The sequence below is a fragment of the Mycobacterium sp. TH-M116 genome, from assembly GCF_057473685.1.
This window is the reverse complement of sequence record NZ_JBYCLC010000344.1, coordinates 1-17,737: the sequence shown is the minus strand read 5'-3', so window position 1 is coordinate 17,737 and position 17,737 is coordinate 1. Positions and strand designations below refer to the sequence as shown.

General features: G+C 69.8%; 10 protein-coding genes. 2 read left to right on the top strand and 8 right to left on the bottom strand.

Translation table 11 applies throughout. The features are described 5' to 3' along the window. A partial coding sequence (locus tag AC2VOK_RS17670) for a Crp/Fnr family transcriptional regulator (RefSeq protein ID WP_428901626.1) occupies window positions 1–437 on the top strand: 437 nt, incomplete at its 5' end. A 21-nt stretch (window positions 438–458) separates the two neighbouring features. After that, on the top strand, window positions 459–2,252 hold the full coding sequence (locus AC2VOK_RS17665; protein ID WP_428901625.1) for an acyl-CoA dehydrogenase family protein: 1,794 nt from the start codon (window positions 459–461) through the stop codon (window positions 2,250–2,252). Window positions 2,253–2,318: 66 nt separating this feature from the next. On the opposite strand, the gene AC2VOK_RS17660 is transcribed toward AC2VOK_RS17665, so the two are convergent. From AC2VOK_RS17660 to AC2VOK_RS17625, 8 genes are all read right to left on the bottom strand, one after another. Then, the gene (locus AC2VOK_RS17660) at window positions 2,319–3,899 is read right to left on the bottom strand and encodes an acyl-CoA carboxylase subunit beta (protein WP_428901629.1); all 1,581 of its coding nucleotides are present in this window, start codon (window positions 3,897–3,899) and stop codon (window positions 2,319–2,321) included. An 8-nt stretch (window positions 3,900–3,907) separates the two neighbouring features. Further along, window positions 3,908–9,229: a polyketide synthase Pks13 gene (pks13, locus tag AC2VOK_RS17655; protein ID WP_428901628.1), complete on the bottom strand. Its 5,322-nt coding sequence runs from the start codon at window positions 9,227–9,229 to the stop codon at window positions 3,908–3,910. A gap of 100 nt (window positions 9,230–9,329) precedes the next feature. Beyond that, a complete protein-coding gene (gene fadD32, locus AC2VOK_RS17650) occupies window positions 9,330–11,222 on the bottom strand; it encodes a long-chain-fatty-acid--AMP ligase FadD32 (protein WP_428901624.1) in 1,893 nt (630 codons plus the stop codon). Between the two features lie 172 nt (window positions 11,223–11,394). Then, a complete protein-coding gene (gene culp6, locus AC2VOK_RS17645) occupies window positions 11,395–12,405 on the bottom strand; it encodes a carboxylesterase Culp6 (protein WP_428901627.1) in 1,011 nt (336 codons plus the stop codon). Window positions 12,406–12,491: 86 nt separating this feature from the next. Beyond that, entirely contained in the window at window positions 12,492–13,403 is a 912-nt protein-coding gene (locus AC2VOK_RS17640; RefSeq protein WP_428901623.1) for an esterase family protein, read from the bottom strand. Between the two features lie 146 nt (window positions 13,404–13,549). Then, entirely contained in the window at window positions 13,550–14,611 is a 1,062-nt protein-coding gene (ag85A, locus tag AC2VOK_RS17635; protein WP_428901622.1) for a diacylglycerol acyltransferase/mycolyltransferase Ag85A, read from the bottom strand. Window positions 14,612–14,987: 376 nt separating this feature from the next. Further along, entirely contained in the window at window positions 14,988–16,967 is a 1,980-nt protein-coding gene (aftB, locus tag AC2VOK_RS17630; protein WP_428901621.1) for a terminal beta-(1->2)-arabinofuranosyltransferase, read from the bottom strand. Continuing rightward, window positions 16,954–17,737: decaprenyl-phosphate phosphoribosyltransferase (locus AC2VOK_RS17625; protein ID WP_428901620.1), on the bottom strand; the 784-nt coding region annotated here is incomplete at its 5' end. The genes AC2VOK_RS17625 and aftB, both read right to left, overlap by 14 nt.

Genomic DNA, 17,737 nt, shown 5'->3' with positions numbered 1-17,737 from the left:
TCACCGACGTGCGCGCGGTGTGGCTGGACCGTGCCACGTTGCGCACCTGGATCGCCCGCTGGCCGGTGATCGGCGAGCAGCTGCTCCAATCCCTGACGCAGCGGCTCACCCACACCGAGGAGCAACAGGTCGAGCTGGTCTCCAGCGACGTGGCGAGCCGGGTGGCGCGCCAACTGCTGCTGCTGGGCCGGCGCTTCGGCACCCCCGAGCCCGACGGGCTGCGCCTGGAGCACGAGCTCAGCCAGGACGAGCTGGCGCAGCTCGTGGGGGCCGACCGCGTGTCGATCAACAAGGCGCTGCGCACGTTCACCACCCGCGGCTGGATCCGGCCGGAAGGCAAGAGCGTGCTGATCCTGGACCTCGACGCGCTGGCCCGCCGCGGCGCGGGCGGCGGAACGGGCGCCTATCGCAGGCGACCGCTGCGCGCTTCGGCGTGAGCCTTGTAATACCGTCACGTCATGAGCGAGTACGCCCCCGAGGCGGTGGACCGGCTGCCCTTCTCCACTCCCGAGAAAGCGCAGCGCTACCAGACGGAGGACTACGGCGGCGCGGTCGGGCTCAACTGGTACCGCACCGATCCCACGCTGCAGTCCACCATGGCGTACTACCTGGGGCCGGATCAGTTGGCCGTCGTGGAGCCGCAACTGTCGCGCATCGGGGAGCTGATGGGCGGTCCGGTGGCGCGGTGGGCCGAGGAGACCGACCGCAACCCGCCCCGGCTGGAGCGCTACGACCGCTGGGGACACGACGTCAGCCGGGTCGTCATGCCCGAGTCGTTCGCCCGTTCCAAGCGCGCCGTGCTGGACGCCCAGCAGGCGCTGCGCTCCGAGGCGAAGGCCGCCAAGATCAGTTCGGCGCTGCCGCTGTTCGCCTCCAATTACCTGCTCAACCAGGCCGACATCGGGATGGGCTGCGCGCTGGGCACCGGCGGCGGCATGGTGTCCTCGCTGGTGGCGGCCTACGCCCCGGCCGACGTGGCCGAACACGTGCTGGCCAAGTTCGCCTCCGGCGAGTGGGCCGGCGAGACGGCGCAGCTGCTCACCGAACGCACCGGCGGCTCCGACCTGGGCGCGCTGGAGACGACCGCCACCCGCCACGGCGATGCCTGGCTGCTCAACGGCTTCAAATGGTTCGCGTCCAACTGTGCCGGTGAGGCGTTCGTGGTGCTGGCCAAGCCGGAGGGCGCCCCGGACTCGTCGCGCGGGGTCGCCAACTTCCTGGTGCTGCGCACCCGCCGCGACGGCTCGCGGAACGGGGTGCGGGTGCGGCGCCTGAAGGACAAGCTGGGCACCCGCTCGGTGGCCTCCGGCGAGGTCGAGTTCGTCGACGCCGAGGCGTTTCTGCTCTCCGGCGAACCCACCGGCGAGGCGGGCCCGTCCGACGGCAAGGGGCTGGGCCGCATGATGGAGCTGACCAACGCCGCGCGGCTGGGAATCGCCCTGTTCGGACTGGCCAACGCGCGGCGCGCCCTGGTCGAGTCGCTGTGCTACGCGCGGCAGCGCCGGGCGTTCGGCGGGGCGCTGATCGACAAGCCGCTGATGCGGCGCAAGCTCGCCGAGATGATCGTCGACGTGGAGGCCGCACTCGCGCTGGTGTTCGACGGCACCGGGGCCGCCAACCAGCACCGGCCCGGCGGGCCGCGGCAGCGCATCGCGGTACCGGTCACCAAACTGAAGGTGTGCCGGCTGGGGATCACCGCGGCGTCGGACGCGATCGAGATCCACGGCGGCAACGGCTACATCGAGAATTGGCCGGTGGCCCGGCTGCTGCGCGACGGGCAGGTCAACACGATCTGGGAGGGCCCCGACAACATCTTGTGCCTCGACGTGCGCCGCGGCATCGAGCAGACCCGCGCGCACGAAGCGCTGCTGAACCGGATGCGCGACGCGATCGTGGTGTCCGACGACACCGGGGATGGCGGGGCGACCGCCCGGCTGGTCGCCGAGCGGATCGAGGACCTCGACGCGGCCGTCACGGCCTGGTCCAAGCTGGACCGGGGGATCGCCGAGGCGCGGCTGTTCCCGTTGGCCCAGTTCATGGGCGACGTCTACGCCGGCGCGCTGCTCACCGAGCAGGCCGCCTGGGAGCGCCAGACCCGCGGCGACGACCGCAAAGCGCTCGTCGCCCGGCTCTACGCGCAGCGCTACCTCGCCGACCGCGGGCCGCTGCGCGGCATCGACGCCGACTCCGAGGAGGCGCTGGAGCGTTTCGACGAGTTGGTGGCCGGCGCCTTCACCGGCGAGCAGACGTAAAAACCCCGCGACACGCCGGTCGGGAGGGGCTTTTATGTCTGCTCGCGGTAGCGCGGTGGGTGGGAACTAGACCGGGATCAGGCCGTGCTTGCGCGCGATACGCCACCACAGCTGTTTGTCGCGCAGCAGATGCAGCGACTTGCGGATCAGCAGCCGCGTCTGGTGGGGTTCGACGACCGCGTCGATGAAGCCGCGTTCGGCGGCGATCCACGGGATCGCCATATTCAGGTTGTAGCCCTCGATGAAGTCCTTTTTGATCTGCTGGGCCTCGGGGGTCGTCGGGTCCGGGAAGCGCTTCATCAGCAACTGGGCGGCCCCGTCGGCGCCGATCACCGCGATGCGCGCGGTGGGCCAGGCGTAGTTGAAGTCGGCGGTCAGCTGCCGGGAGCCCATCACCGCATAGGCGCCGCCGTAGGATTTGCGCACGGTGATCGTCACCTTGGGCACGTCGGCCTCGACCACCGCGTACAGGAACCGGCCGCCGCGTTTGATGATGCCGTTCTTCTCCTGCTCCACCCCCGGCAGGAATCCGGGGGTGTCCACGACGAAGACCAGCGGGATGTCGAAGGCGTCACAGAACCGGACGAAGCGGGCCGCCTTGTCGGAGGCCTCGTTGTCGATGGCCCCGGACATGTGCATGGGCTGGTTGGCGACGACACCGACGGTGCGGCCGTCGACCCGCGCGTACCCGGTGATGATGGACTGCCCGGCTTGCGCGGCGACATCGAGGAAGTCGCCGTCGTCGAAAATCCGCAGCAGGATCTCGTGCATGTCGTAGGCCGTGTTGTCCGAGTCCGGCACGATCGAGTCGAGCTCGAGGTCGCTCGGGGTGATCTCCGGCTCGAGGCCGGGGTTGACCACCGGAGCCTTGTCGTAGGCGTTGGACGGCAGGAACGACAGGAAGTCGCGCACATACTGGAACGCGGCGGCCTCCGAGTCCACCACCTGGTGGATGTTGCCGTAGCGGGCCTGGTAATCCGCGCCACCCAGTTCGTCGAGCGTGACGTCCTCTCCGGTCACGTCCTTGATGACATCAGGACCGGTGACGAACATGTAGCCCTGGTCGCGCACCGCCACCACCAGATCGGTCTGGATCGGCGAATACACCGCTCCCCCGGCGCATTTGCCCAGGATGACCGAGATCTGCGGCACCACCCCGGACAACAGCTCGTGGCGGCGGCCCAGTTCGGCGTACCACGCCAGTGAGGTGGCGGTGTCCTGGATGCGGGCACCGGCGGAGTCGTTGATGCCGACGATCGGGCACCCGGCCATCGCGCACCACTCCATCAGCCGGGCGACCTTGCGGCCGAACATCTCACCGACCGATCCCTGGAAGACGGTCTGGTCGTGGGAGAACACCCCGACCGGCCGGCCGCCGATCATGGCGTGTCCGGTGACCACGCCGTCGCCGTACAAGGCGTTGGGGTCGTTGGGCGTCTTGGCCAGCGCGCCGATCTCCAGGAAGGTTCCCGGGTCGACGAGCGCGTGGATGCGCGCGCGGGCACTGGGAATGCCTTTCTTGTCGCGCTTGGCGACGGCCTTCTCGCCGCCGGGCTCCTTGGCCAGCTCCAGACGAGCGTGCAACTCGGCGAGCTTCTCGGCGGTGCTGTGGACGACAGGGGCCGACGCCGGCCCCGCAGCCGGCAGAGTCTCCGTCACTGGTTGCCCACCTCACTCGTTTGACGCTCGATGCTCTGCAAAGCCTCGCTCAGGTGCGCGCCGACCTTGGCGATGAAGGGTTCGTCGATGGCCTGGATGTGCTCGCCACCGATCGGCACCACCTCGAGGTCGGGCACGTACTCGCCCCAGCCGCCGTCGGGTTGGCGGACGGCGTAGCGCGGCTCGAACTCGATGACGTCGTCATGGTAGCGATCGGCCATGTACAGGGTGACATGTCCGTCATAGGGCTCGATCCGGACCGTCTCCAGCGCCCGGTTGTCCAGGTAGGACGTGCGCTGGTGTTCGACGATGCCACCGGGAATCTGCACGCCGCTCTGCTGGACGATGTCCAGCACGAACTTGACCTGGCCTTCGTCGTCGAGCTCTTCGAGCTGCTCGTAGGGGATCGCGGGGATCTCGACGTTGAAGGTGCGCTCGGCGAACCTCGCGTAGCGGTCCCAGCGCTTGCGGGTCTCCTCCTTGGTCTGCGGGATCTCCTCGCCGGCCCGCACGGTGTCGATCATGCCGACGAACGCCACGTTCGCGCCCATCCGCGTGAGCCCGATCGCGCACGCGTAGGCCAGTGCACCGCCGAGCGACCACCCGGCCAGCACGAACGGCTTGTCCCCGTTGATCTCCAGCAGCTTGGGAACGTACTGGGCGGCCCGCTCCTGCACGGTGCCCTCGACCCGCTCCAGGCCGTACATCGGGGTGTCCGCCGGCAACCGGTTCAGCAGCGGCTCGTAGACCACCGTCGAACCGCCGGCCGGGTGGAACACGAACACCGGTATCTGCGAATCGTCCCGCGGCGCCCTGATGGTGCGCACGAAGCCGTCCAGTTCACCGGCCTCGAGGTGGCCGCGCACCTTGTCGGCCAGCGCCTCGATGGTCTGCGCGCTCAGCACGTCCTGCACGCTGACCGGCCCGTCGGCCCGCTCGGCGAGCCGCTGCGCCAGTTTGGCGGCGGTCTCGTCGTCCACCGTGGGCAGCGGATTGAAGATGCCGCCCGCGGACTTGCCCGTGACGATCGCCCAGGTGGCGAACGTGACCCGCTCGGCGGCGTCGCGGGGTGGCACGTCGGAGTTGAGCGCCTTGGCGACCGCCTCCTGGTTGAGCGCCGCGGCCGCGGCCTGCAGGTTGGCCTGCCCGGCCCCGTTGGTCGGCGAGCCCACCGGCCCCGAGGGGTCGGTCGGCGGCGGTGGGACCGCAACGTCCGACGCCGGCTGCCTTTCGGGCGCCGCCTGCGGATCGGACGCGGGTGCGGAAGCCGTCTCGAGGGTCGCCCCGCTGAGCATCTGCGCCTGGGCCTTCGCGATCTCCTCGGGCGTGTGCGTCTGCTGGTACTCGTGCAGTTGGGCGACCTCGTCGCGGTGCTCGACCGCGTACTGGATCAGCTGCTCGACGTTGTAGAGGTTGGCATCGCGCACCGCCGTCAGCTGGATCGGCGGCATGTCGAAGTCGTACTCGACACGGTTCTTGATCCGCACCGCCATCAGCGAGTCCAGGCCCAGCTCGACCAGCGGCACCTCCCACGGCAAGTCCTCGGGTTCGTACCCCATGGCCGACCCGACGATCAGCCCGAGGCGTTCCCCGATGGTCTCACCCGAGTCCGGCGACCATTTGCCCATGGTGGCCGAGAAGTACCGGTTGGTCAGGCTGTCCGTCAGCGTTTCGGCCCCGGCATCGTCGCCGGAAGCCGACGGCGCGGTCGGCGCAGCCGCCGCGATCTCCGTGCCGGCGCCGACGTGAGCGGTGAAAGCCGGCAGCACCGACTCGGAACCGCCCCGGGTGACCAGCGCGTCGTACACCAGCGTGAACGACTCGTCGATGCGGGCGTGCACCTGAACCGAGGCGCCGCCGGGGTGCCGGGTCAGCGTGGTCACCAGCCGCGCGCCCTCGCCGGGAACCGCGCGCTGCTCGGCGGCCGCCAGTTGCGCGTCGACAAGCACCTCGGCCGCGGCGGCCTTCACCAGCGCGGGCAGCTCCGTGCGACCCCGGGACGCGTACTCCCACACGTGGCGGCCGTCCGGCAGCGCGACGTGGGCGCCCGGCATGATCACCGAACTGCTGCCCGCGGAGAACGACACATCAAGCCAGTGGTCTTTGCGCTTGAACCTCGTCGGCGGGATGTTCGCGTAGTCCTGCGGGTCGAAACGCGCCGCCGAACTCCGCGGGAACAGCGTCCAGATGTCCAGGTCGTGGCCGTAGACGTAGAGCTGGGCCATGGCCGAGATCATCGAGGAGACCTCGTCCTGCTTGCGGGCCAGCGTCGGGATCAGCTGGGCATCATGGAGACCGGCGCTGGCCGTCGTCAAACCGACCTGCATCAGCGCCACCGGGTTGGGCGCCAGCTCCAGGAAGGTGGTGTGCCCGCTGTCCACGGCGTTGCGGATCCCGTGGGTGAAGTAGACCGAATGCCGCAGGCCCTTCTTCCAGTAGTCGACGTCGTGGATCGGGTCGGCGCCCGGCTTGACGTAGCTGCCCTCGTGCACGGTCGAGTAGATCCCGATGGTCGGGCTCATCGGCGTGATGCCCTGCAATTCGGCGGCGAGCTCGCCGAGCAGCGGGTCCATCTGGGTGGTGTGGCTGGCGCCCTTGGTCGCGAACTTGCGGGCGAAGCGGCCTTCGGACTCGGCGCGGGCGATGATCGCGTCGACCTGCTCGGGCGGGCCGCCGATCACGGTCTGGGTGGGCGCGGCGTAGACGCACACCTCCAGATCGGGGAAGTCGGCGAACACTTCTCTGATCTCGTCGGCGGAGTACTCCACCAGCGCCATCAGCCGGATGTACTCGCCGAACAGCATCGCCTCGCCCTCACCCATCAGGTGCGAGCGCGAGCAGATCGTGCGGGTGGCGTCGCGCAGCGACAGTCCGCCGGCGAAATAGGCGCACGCGGCCTCGCCCAGCGACTGGCCAACCACCGCGGCCGGCTTGGCGCCGTGATGGCGGAGCAGCTCGCCGAGCGCGACCTGGATCGCGAAGATGGTGACCTGGGTGGTCTCGATGCCGTAGTCCTGCGAGTCGTCGAGGATCAGCTCCAGGATCGAGTAGCCCAGCTCGTCCTGCACCAGGGCGTCGACCTTCTCGATCCACTCGGCGAACACCGGGTTGCGCAGGTAGAGGCTCTTGCCCATCTTGCGGTGCTGGGCGCCGAAACCGGCCAGCACCCACACCGGTCCGCTGGTCACCGGCCCGTCCACGCTGAAGACGCCGGGGCGCTGCTTGCCCTCGGCGACCGCGCGCAGCCCCGCGATGGCCTCGTCGTGGTCGTGGGCGAGCACCACCGCGCGCGAACGGCCGTGGTTGCGCCGCGACAACGCCCGGCCGATCGACTCCAGCGAGGACGCCTGCCCCTCGGGGCCTTCCATCCAGTCGGCCAGCTCGGCGGCGGCGGCTTTCTTGCGCGAGGTCAGAAACGCCGACACCACCAGCGGGATGAGCGGCGTGGTCGGTTCCGCGGCTTCCTGGGCGGCAAGCTCTTCGAGCGCGGCCTCTTTGAGGCGCAGGGCCTCGGCGGTGACGCCCGGCAGTTCGGGCTCTTCCTCCCCGGCCGCGGGTGTGTCGGTGATGATGTTGCCGAAATCGTCGAACCGCAGCGAGTGGCTTTCGAGGGTAGGTGCCTCGGCGGGTTCGGCGGCCCCCTCGGGTTGGGTCTGGGGTTCGGGTAGACGGGCCACGACGTCACGGGGCAGGACCTCGCGTACCACCACGTGGGCGTTGGCCCCGCCGAAGCCGAAGCTCGAGACGCCGGCCAGCGCATATCCGCCGTACCGCGGCCAGTCGGTGGCCTGGTCGACCACCTTCAGGTGCACCCCGTCCCAGTCGATGTAGGGGCTGGGGCCGGCGAAGTTGATCGACGGCGGCAGCTTGTCGTGCTGCAGAGCCAGCACCACCTTGGCCATGCTGGCCGCGCCGGCCGCGGACTCCAGGTGGCCGATGTTGGACTTGAACGCGCCGAGCAGCGCCGGGCGGTCGGCGGGACGGCCCCGGCCGACGACGCGGCCCAGGGCCTCGGCCTCGATCGGATCGCCCAGCACCGTTCCGGTGCCGTGGGCCTCGATGTAGTCGACGGTGCGCGGGTCGATGCCGGCGTCCTTGTAGGCCCGGCGCAGCACGTCGGCCTGCGCGTCCTGGCTGGGGGCGATCAGGCCGTTGGACCGTCCGTCGTGGTTGACCGCGCTGCCGGCGATGACGGCCAGGATCGCATCGCCGTCGCGGCGGGCGTCCTCGACGCGCTTGAGCACCAGCATGCCGGCGCCCTCGGAGCGGATGTAGCCGTCGGCGTCCGACGAGAACGCCTTGATCCGGCCGTCCGGCGACAGGACGGCACCGATCTCGTCGAAGCCCAGCGTCACCGCGGGGGTGATGATCGCGTTGACCCCGCCGGCCACCGCCGCGTCGCATTCGCCGTTGCGCAGCGCCTGGACGGCCTGGTGGACCGCGACCAGCGAGCTCGAGCATGCGGTGTCGAGAGCCACCGACGGCCCGCGGAAGTCGTAGAAGTAGGAGACCCGGTTGGCGATGACCGAGGTGGCGGTGCCGGTGATCGCGTACGGGTGCGCGCTCGTCGGATCGGACACCGCCATCATGGCGTAGTCGTTGTTGGAAACACCGACGTACACGCCGACGGGCTTGCCGCGCAGGCTGGACGCCGGGATGCGGGCGTACTCCAGCGCCTCCCACGTCAACTCCAGCGCCATCCGCTGCTGCGGGTCGATGTTGTCGGCCTCGGTCTTGGCCACCGCGAAGAACTCCGAGTCGAAGCCCTTGATGTCCTTCAGGTAGCCGCCGCGGGTCTGGGCGCTGGCCACCCGCTGGGCCAGCCGCGGCTCGGCAAGGAACTCCTCCCACCGCCCCTCGGGCAGGTCGGTGATCCCGTCGCGGCCCTCCATCAGCGCCTGCCATGTCGCGTCGGGGGTGTCCATGTCGCCCGGGAATCGGGTGGACAATCCCACGATCGCGATGTCGACGCGCTCGGCGGGGCCCGTCCGTGTCCAGTCGACGTCGCCGTCGGCGGAGGTGTCCGCCTCCGGTTCGCCCTCGACGATGCGGGTGGCCAGCGACTCGATGGTCGGATGCTGGAACGCCACCGCGACCGACAGCGTGACACCGGTCATGTCCTCGATGTCGGCGGCCATCGCCACGGCGTCGCGCGAGGACAGCCCCAGCTCCACCATCGGCACCGACTCGTCGATCTCGTCCGGCGATTTCCCGACGGCGTTACCCACCCAGGTGCGCAGCCACTGGCGCATCTCGGGGACCGTGATCGTGCGCCGCTGCTGCGCATCGCTGCGCTCAGCATCATCACCGGCGCGCATGTCGGTCTTGTCGGCCGATGCGTCGGGGCCGGCGACCGCGGGCGGGTTCTCGGGGTTCGTGTCAGGTCCAGGTTCTGTGTCAGCCATGGGTTCGGGGGGCTCAGTCGGAGTCGGTGGCGAAGACGGTCGGGGAGGCGACGCCGCTGCGCAGGCTTCCGTCGAGGTAGGCGGCACGGCACGCGCGGCGCCCGATCTTGCCGCTGGAGGTCCGCGGAATGGCGCCGGCCTGCACCAGCAGGACGTCGCGCACGGTCACCCCGTGCCCGACGGCGATGGCCGCGCGGATGTCGTCGGCGATGGGCTGGTATTCGAGCTTGTGCGTACCCGGGGCCCGCTCCCCGACGATCACCAACTGCTCGGAGGAGTCGTCCGGGTCGAACTTGATGCCGACGTGCGGATTGTCGAACACCACCTGCGGCAACTGGTTGGCCGGCACGGAGAACGCTGCCACGTAGCCGACCCGCAGTGCCTTGGTGGATTCCTGCGCCGTGTACTCGAGGTCCTGGGGGTAGTGGTTGCGGCCGTCGACGATGACCAGGTCCTTGATCCGCCCCGCGATGTAGAGGTGTCCCTGGTGGTAGGTGCCGTAGTCGCCGGTGCGGACCCACAGGCCGTCGTCGGCGGCTCCCTCGGCATGCGACTCGCCGATCCGCGACTTGAGGATGTTTTTGAAGACCTCGGAAGTCTCGTCCTCTTTCCCCCAGTAGCCGATACCCAGGTTCTTGCCGTGCAGCCAGATCTCCCCGATCTGCCCGTCGGGCAGTTCGCTGGCCGAGTCGGGATCGACGATGACCGCCCATTCGTCGACGCCGACCTTGCCGGCGGAAACCTGTGCGACCGCGTTCGGCGCGTCGGCGGGCACCTCCACGAAACGCTGCTTGTTCAGCTCGTCGCGGTCGACGTGGATGATCCTGGGCTTCTCGTTCATCGGGGTGGTCGAGACGAACAGCGTCGCCTCGGCCAGGCCGTAGGACGGTTTGATGGCCTCCTCTGTCAGGCCATAGGGCGCAAACGCCTCGTAGAACTTGCGCATCGACGCCGGGGACACCGGCTCGCTGCCGTTGAGGATCCCCTTGACGTTGCTCAGGTCCAGGGGCGGCTCGTCATCGCGGGGCAGGCCACGCACCGCCGCGTGCTCGAACGCGAAGTTCGGTGCGGCCGAGAAGACCCCGCCGGTCTCGCCGGGTTTACGGGCCAGCTCGCGGATCCAGCGGCCGGGCCGGCGCACGAAGGCGGCCGGCGTCATGAAGGTGAAGTTGTGCCCCAGCACCGACGACAACAGCGCCGTGATCAGGCCCATGTCGTGGAAGAACGGCAGCCACATGCAGCCCCGGTCGCCGTCGTTGCCCTCCAGCGCGTTCAGCACCTGCAGCACGTTGGTGGGCAGGCTCAGGTGGGTGATCTGCACGCCGGTCGGTGTGCGGGTGGAACCGGAGGTGTACTGAAGGTAGGCGGTGGTCTCCTCGGTGGCCTCGGGCTCCTGCCACGTGCCGGCCACCTCGTTGGGCACCGCGTCGACGGCGATCACGCGGGGCCGTTCCCTGGCCGAGCGGGCGCGGATGAACTTGCGGACGCCTTCGGCGGCCTCAGTGGTGGTCAGGATCGTCGACGGGGTGCAGTCGTCGAGCACCGCGTGCAGCCGGCCCACGTGCCCCGGCTCGGACGGGTCGAACAGCGGCACCGCGATCCGGCCGGAATAAAGCGCACCGAAGAACGAGATGAGGTAGTCCAGGTTCTGCGGGCACAGGATGGCGATGCGGTCACCGGGCTGGGTGACCTGCTGCAGCCGGGCACCCACGGCACGGTTGCGCGCGCTGAAATCGGACCACACGATGTCGCGTGCCACGCCGTCGCGTTCGGTGGAGAAGTCGAGGAACCGGTAAGCCAGCTTGTCGCCACGGACCCTCGCCCACTTCTCGACGTGCTTGACCAGGTTCGTGTTGTCCGGGAACCTGATCTTCCCATTCACGATGAACGGGTTGTGGTACGCCATACCGCTCTCCTGTGCTCTCGGTGCACGCTGGCCGGATTCGACCCGATTGGGTGCGCTACGGAATCCTGTTGCTCTTAAATATCTCTTAAGGTTACGGGGTCACTCGCAGCACACCAAATCACAAGGTACCGCCGATCGTGTCCGGCCCCGTTCTACCGGTGCCTGTGTCCCCTCACCCGTGTTTGGGATGCGGCGCGTTCTGGATCAGTCCCCGCGCCCAGTTCAACGTCCACGCGGTGGCCGGCTCCCCGTCCAGGCTCCAGAACTGCTGGGTGGCATACAGCGCATGCACCGGTCCCGCGGCGCCACCGGCCAGGGTGTTCAGCGTGTTCGGCAGGCTGGCGACGCTGAAGGCCTCGTCCGGGGCGGCGCAGATCAGGTCGCCCGGGGCGCAGATCTCGTTGGTCCTGTCGTTGAGCGCGCCGAAACCGCCCGGCCGCGCACCGGTCATGGTCAAACCGAGCCCGGACAACACCGGCACCTCGTGCAGGGTGACCTCGGCGCCCTCCCCCGGCGGGCTGGGCCCGACGTCGTTGCCCACCCCCGGCTGGCGGCGCCCGTCGGCGATCAGCGTCACGCCCAGCACCAGGTCGGCGTCGACCGGGCCACGGCCATTCCCGATGTCGCTGGCGATGTCGCCGCCGATCACCGCGCCCTGCGAGAAGCCGATCAGCACGTAGCTGGTCAACGGGCACTTGGTGGTCATGTCGGTCATCGCCTTGACCGTCGCGCGGGTGCCCTCGGCCCGGCTGGCGTTGTACGACATCTGCGTGTCGCCGCTCAGCGGGTTGTTGAATTGCGCCGTGTAGGGGACCGTGTAGGTCTCCAGCCGGGAGGCCGGGAACTGCTGGCGCAGCGGCCCGGTCACCGTGAGCAGCAGCGCGTTCGGGAATTGCGTCGGGTTGAGTGGATCGTCGCCAGGGGACGACTCCCAGGTGCCGGGGATGGCGATCAGATCCACGTCGGGACAGGAGGCGTCCTGGGTGGCCGGGCGCGGCTTGTGGGGGTGCGCCGGGGTCGAGCCCGGCGGCAGCACCCCGGGCGGCACAGCGGTCGGCGGCGCCGACGAGCTTCGCAGCAGGACCACGACGGCGACCAGCACCAGCAACACCACGCCGGCCACCGACAGGGCGGCAGCCCAGGCGAGGATGCGGTGGCGCTTACGCCGCGAATTGGTTGCCATGTCCTCCAGCCCGCCGAATCGGAAGCTCGCAGACGCGGCCGTCGCGGCCGGCTGCTGCACCTCCTACACGGTACCGGCTCGCCGTGTCAGCGAATGGCGCCGACGATGTCGCCCGACATCGCGCCGAGCTGGCCCGACCAGGAGCCCCAGCCGTTGTCGCCGCCGCCGGGAAAGTCGAAGTGCCCGTTGTGCCCGCCGACGCTGCGGTATTGCTGATAGAACATCCGGCTGTTGCCCATCGCCTGGCCGGCCTGGCCGATCATCGCGGCGGGATCGCTGGCCCCGTCGGTGGTGGGGCTGTACACCCACACCCGGGTGTTGTTCTGCGCCAGCAGCGCGGCATGGACGTAGGGGTCGTGCCATTTCCACCGGCCCAGCTGCGGGGCGCCCCACATCCCGTTGCCGTCCACATCGCCGAATTGCTGCAGGCCCGCCAGGATGGAGCCGCTCGTGGTGGTGTCCGAGGGGTACACGAAGCCCGACAACGAGCCGGCGTACACGAACCGGTCGGGGTGGAAGGCGGCCAGGGCCATCGCGGCGTAGCCGCCCTGCGAGGCGCCCACGGCGGCGTGGCCGCCGGGCGCCAGGCCGCGGTTGGCGGCCAGCCAGTCCGGCAGTTCGCTGGACAGGAACGTGTCCCACTGCTTGCTGCCGTCCTGCTCCCAGTTGGTGTACATGCTGTAGGCGCCGCCGGCCGGCGCGACCACCGAGACGCCCTTGCCGGCCAGGGTGTTCATCGCATTGCCGGCGGTGACCCAGTTGCTGACGTCCGGGCCGGCGTCGAAGGGATCGAGCAGGTACACCGCGTGCGGGCCGCCCTTGAGGAAGGCCACCGGGACGTCGCGGCCCATCGCCGCCGAGGGCACCATCAAGCTTTCGTAGCCGGCCGCGCCGGCTTTGCCGGGCACGCCGAGCGCGACCACACCGCTCAGCCCCACGGACAGCGCGACAACGCACACCACCCGCAGCATCGCCGGAAGACCCCATACGACCCTCATGACCACCCTCCATCGTCTCGACGCTGTCTGCAGAGTAGCCAGGCGGTGGCCCGACCGGAACCGAGGGTGGTGAAACAGCTCACACAGCCGGAAACGTTCAGCGGCGGGGACCCGAGGGTCCCCGCCGCTGAACGCGTTGCCGTATGTCAGTGACCGGCGCCGGTGTTGCCGGCGGCGGCGCCGTTGGCGGTACCCGACGTGGTGGCGGCCGGGCCGGCGCCGGGCGTGGCGCCCAGCGTCGCCTGCAGGTCGGGCTTCATGGCCTGCAGCTGCGCACCCCAGTACGGCCAGTCGTGCGTGCCGTTGTCGTCGAAGTTGAAGACCGCGTTGTGCCCGCCGGCGGCGTTGTAGGCGTCCTGGAACTTCAGGTTGCTGGTGCGCACGAAGCCCTCGAGGAATTTCGCGGGCAGGTTGTCACCCCCGAGGTCCGACGGCTTGCCGTTGCCGCAGTACACCCAGATGCGGGTGTTGTTGGCGACCAGCTTGCCGACCTGCAGCGTCGGGTCGTTGCGCGCCCAGGCGGGGTCATCCTTGGGGCCCCACATGTCCGACGCCTTGTAGCCGCCGGCATCTCCCATCGCCAGGCCGATCAGCGACGGGCCCATGCCCTGCGACGGGTCCAGCAGCGCCGACAGCGAGCCGGAGTACACGAACTGCTGCGGGTGGTAGGCGGCCAGGATCAGCGCCGACGAGCCGGCCATCGACAGGCCCACCGCGGCACTGCCCGTGGGCTTGACGCTGCGGTTGGCGTTCAGCCACTGCGGCAGCTCGCTGGTCAGGAAGGTCTCCCACTTGTAGGTGGTGCAGCCGGCCTTGCCGCACGCGGGCTGGTACCAGTCGGAGTAGAAGCTGGACTGACCGCCGACGGGCATGACCGTCGAGATGCCCGACTGGTAGTACCACTCGAACGCCTGGGTGTTGATGTCCCAGCCGTTGTAGTCGTCCTGCGCACGCATCCCGTCGAGCAGGTACAGAGCCGGCGAACCGTTGCCGCCGCTCTGGAACTGGATCTTGATATCGCGGCCCATCCCCGCGGACGGAACTTCCAGGTACTCAACCGGGAGACCGGGGCGCGAAAACGCCCCCGCGGTCGCCGAGCCCCCCACGGCGCCGATCACACTCGAGAGCAGCGCCGCGCCAACGGCCCCCACCACGAGCCGACGTGGCATACCAGCCACGGCGCCGCGCAACCTGTCGACAAGCGTCATCCTTGCTTCCTCATCCTTTCGGTGCATCCCGATCCGGGTGCATCGCCTATCACGTCGTCTTGCACGCGAATTACATGTCACCGCATACGCAAAGCGCAGCAGTGCTCGTGTAGTCAACCACACCTGCGGGCCCCGGCTCACATCGAGAGCGGCACGCAAAGGCCCGTCCGGCCGCCGATTTCGGCGGTTTTCCGGGCCGCCGGCGGCCCGGAAAACCCACGTACGCGTCTACGCCTAACCGTGGTGACCCGCAGGTGGCGGCGCAGATGAGTGGTTGCTGTCAGCCCAGCTTCCGCGGCGGACACCGGCGGCGTGATCGATTCGAGATTTGTCACACAATCGGACTCCGCACGGCCCTCGCGGGCCCCGGCGCACGTCACTCGCGGGGCGGCGGCGGGATTTCCTCGGGAACCGGCAGTCCGCAGCGGGCGAGCTCGTAGCGCGGCACCCGGTCGATCTGGTAGCGGGTGAACTCGAAGGAGTGCAGCACGTTGGAGGCGAAGCGGTGCGGCGTCATCGGGGCGCGTATCGACCCCAGCACCGACTGGGTCTCGGGACAGCGCAGCGCCGCTTCCGCCTCGGCGACCCACTGCTGGTCCAGATAGCCCGGAATCCCCGGGGACCACTTCACCCACGGGCCGTCGGCGATCACCCAGTCGGGGAAGAGATTCTTGTCGTGGCCGATGCGACCGTGCGCCAGCCGCTGCGTGTGCTGGGCGAGCGGATTTGCCAGTCCGATCTGGTCGAGCACCCGGACATCGAGCCCGACGTTCATGCCCACCATGCCGAGGTTGGTGAAAAACACGGCGTGCTCTGGCCGTTGCGGGGCTGCATCACCGGCGGGTCCGCTCGGCGCGGGCCGGGCCATCGGCACGACGTCCCACTGGGTGTAGTTGCCGGACGGCAGCAGCAACGCCCCGTCGGGCGTGTTGTCCAGCGCCGACAGGACCGCGGCCATCCGCGGATAGTCCAGGTAGTCGGCCGCGGTCGTCGGATGGGCGTGGCTGGTGGCCTGCGCATAGAAGCGGCGCTCGTCGACGATGCCGGAGTAGGTGACGCGGGTGGCGTCGTCGCCCATCCCGGGCGAGTTCGCCGCCCACAGCGACCAGCCGGCCACGCCCAGCCACAGCACACCGGCGGCCCCGGCCACCCAGTAGCCGGTTTCGCGCGAATAGTCCTGCCCGTCGGGAAGCGGCAGCGGGATCACCGAGACCGGGGCGAGCAGACAAACCAGCGGCGCCAGCAGCACTCGCCCGTGCATGAAGTCGCCACCCTGGCGGATCCAGTACAGCGCCTGCAACAACCCGCTGACCAGGACGAAGGCGACCACCGCGGGCGGGCTCTGCACCGCGCGCGCCACCGGCCCGTAGTGCGGTGCCAGCACGGGTCGCAGGAACGACGGCCGGCGGCGCGCCGCCGCGATCAGGACGCCCAGTGGCACCAGCAGCACCACTGGCACCCACACCGCGTACGGTGCGTCGAAGTTCGCCAGGTAGGTGATGCCCTGCGACCATTTGTCGCCGGCGGCGTCCTTGGCCAGCGCGGTGCCGGGCACCAGCAGGCCGTAGTAACCCATCCGGAAGATCTGGTAGCCCACCGGCAGCAGCCCCCCGGCCGCCACGATCAGGCCGCGCCGGGCCCAGGTCCGGGCCGCGATCAGCATCATCGACAGGGCCGCCAGGCCCATCAACGCCAGCTCGGGCCGGACCAGGACGCTGAATCCGGCGGCGAAGGCGAGCGCACCGAGGAAGAACGGGGATTCCGGACGGTTGCGCACCGGCTGGCCCCAGCGCACCATCAGCCACCACAGCAGGCCCAGGTAGGCCAGCGTCAGCCCGCTCTCCAAGCCCGAGGTGGCGAAGTCGCGTGCCGGGGGCAACGCGATGTAGACGAGCGCCCCGGCGGGCAGCATGACGGCCTTGCGGCCCCGCAGGCCGGGCGCGTACAACCGGCCGGTGCCCAGCATCAGCAGGGCCACGCCCAGCACCGAAAGCCCGAGCGCGAACGCCAGCGCCACGTACTCCATGCGCAGCGGGCCGCCGACCCAGCTGCCCAGATACAGCAGATAAGTCCACGCCGTGGAGGTGTTCGCCTCCACCCGCTCGCCGGCGTTGAACACCGGCCCGTTGCCGGCCAGCAGGTTGCGCACGGTGCGCAGCACGATCAGCCCGTCGTCGGCGATCCAGCGCCGCTGCCAGGCCCCCCACGCGAACAGGGCGCAGACCACCGCCACGCTGGTCCACAGGCTGGTGCGCACCGCGGTGTCGTAGGGGAACGCGGTGCGGAAGAAGCGCCGAACGGGTGGGCGTCGGCGCGTCACCGGGACGGCGCCGGGATGGGGGTCAGCCGAAGGCAACCGCGGCTCCGACGGTCGCGATCCAGGAGAGCGCGAGCAGTTGCAGCACCCGGTCGCGCAGCGCGATGTCCTCGGGCTCGCCGGCCAGCCCGCCGTCGACGTCCACGGCGTAGCGCAGGATCGCGATGGTGAAGGGCACCATCGACACCGCGAACCAGGATCCGGCATGGTGGTCGCGCTCGAAGGCCCACAGTCCGTAGCAGACCACCACCGCCGTGGCCGACATCGTCCACACGAACCGCAGATACGTGCTGGTGTAGCTCTCCAGCGCCTTGCGGATCCGGGCCCCGGTACGCTCGGCGACCTGCAGCTCGGCGTAGCGCTTGCCGGCCACCATGAACAGCGACCCGAACGCCATCATCAGCAGGAACCATTGCGAGAGCGGGATGTCGGCGGCCACACCGCCGGCGATGGCCCGGAGCAGATACGCCGACGACACGATGCAGATGTCGATCACCGCTTGGTGTTTGAGGCCGTAGCAGTACCCCAGCTGCATGCCGAGGTAGACGGCCATCACCACCGCCAGGTTCGGGGTCAGCCACCAGGCGCCCGCCAGCGACACCGCCCCCAACACCACCGACAGGGCGTAGGCCAGCCACTCGGGCACCACGCCGGCCGCGATCGGCCGGAACCGCTTGGTGGGGTGCTGCCGGTCGGCCTCGACGTCGCGCACGTCGTTGACCAGATAGATCGCCGACGCCGCCAGGCAGAAGACCACGAACGCCACCGACGCCTGGGTGAGCACCTCGGTGTAGTGGTTGTAGTGCAGC

Excerpts from the sequence above, each read along its gene's own strand:
- ag85A (WP_428901622.1), bottom strand. The coding sequence starts at position 14,611 with ATGACGCTTGTCGACAGGTTGCGCGGCGCCGTGGCTGGTATGCCACGT.
- AC2VOK_RS17640 (WP_428901623.1), bottom strand. The coding sequence starts at position 13,403 with ATGAGGGTCGTATGGGGTCTTCCGGCGATGCTGCGGGTGGTGTGCGTT.
- pks13 (WP_428901628.1), bottom strand. The coding sequence starts at position 9,229 with ATGCGCGCCGGTGATGATGCTGAGCGCAGCGATGCGCAGCAGCGGCGC.
- culp6 (WP_428901627.1), bottom strand. The coding sequence starts at position 12,405 with ATGGCAACCAATTCGCGGCGTAAGCGCCACCGCATCCTCGCCTGGGCT.
- AC2VOK_RS17665 (WP_428901625.1), top strand. The coding sequence starts at position 459 with ATGAGCGAGTACGCCCCCGAGGCGGTGGACCGGCTGCCCTTCTCCACT.
- fadD32 (WP_428901624.1), bottom strand. The coding sequence starts at position 11,222 with ATGGCGTACCACAACCCGTTCATCGTGAATGGGAAGATCAGGTTCCCG.